Source organism: Tolypothrix sp. VBCCA 56010 (genome assembly GCF_050875635.1).
Taxonomy (GTDB): Bacteria; Cyanobacteriota; Cyanobacteriia; order Cyanobacteriales; family Nostocaceae; genus Hassallia.
In genome coordinates this window covers 1-669 of record NZ_JBPAOH010000400.1, presented here as the reverse complement: position 1 = coordinate 669, position 669 = coordinate 1, and the positions used below count along the sequence as shown (strand labels likewise).

Genomic DNA, 669 nt, shown 5'->3' with positions numbered 1-669 from the left:
GAAGCATAAGTACTTTTAAGATATTTAGTATCACCTAGCACCTAAAACTACGCAATGGCTGGTTAGCGATCGCCTTGAGGAGAAAACTTTTTGGTTTACTGAGTGTGACATATCCCGGTTTCTCGCCTACCCGACGCTCATGCAACGCAATTGAGCGCGGGGCTGCTGCAAAAGCTCAATGTTTCTGGTAGCATCCAGCCCTCACCGTCGTTAAGGTTGAGGAATGCTTCAAGTCCGATTTTTTTCAATTCGTGGAAGGCGACGAGGGATAAGACGATGTGGCGAAGTTCGGGGTTTTTTTCTTTGTCTACGCGCCAGAATGCTTTAGGTTATAGAATGCGAGCAAAATTATTATTGCATACTTTAAAGCGTTTGTTAAGAACTTCGATAGCGAAGAATCTGGCTATTTGTTCAGTTCTTCTTGATGATGCGATCGCTGATTTTACAGCAGCACAAAATTCTGCAAATGCTGCGGACAGTCTTTTCTCTTCCACACCGAAGTATAGGGGAATTGGTTGAGAAATGCAATCGCAAAATCTTGGTATGCGTCCTGCTTGTTCATCTAGTTAACCCAAGTTGCGGGTTATGGGAATCCAAGTGCTATGCACCTGCTGATTCATGCGATCGCCAATCACAAATTGGCGGTTGCGAGTAGTGCAACCGCAACTT

General features: G+C 44.7%; 1 protein-coding gene. It reads left to right on the top strand.

The window, feature by feature from the left end; all coding sequences use genetic code 11:
• The first annotated feature begins 303 nt into the window (after window positions 1-303).
• Window positions 304-519, top strand: a complete 216-nt coding sequence (locus AABK37_RS41715) for a hypothetical protein (protein WP_432557230.1) — start codon at window positions 304-306, stop codon at window positions 517-519.
• The last annotated feature ends 150 nt before the right edge of the window (window positions 520-669 follow it).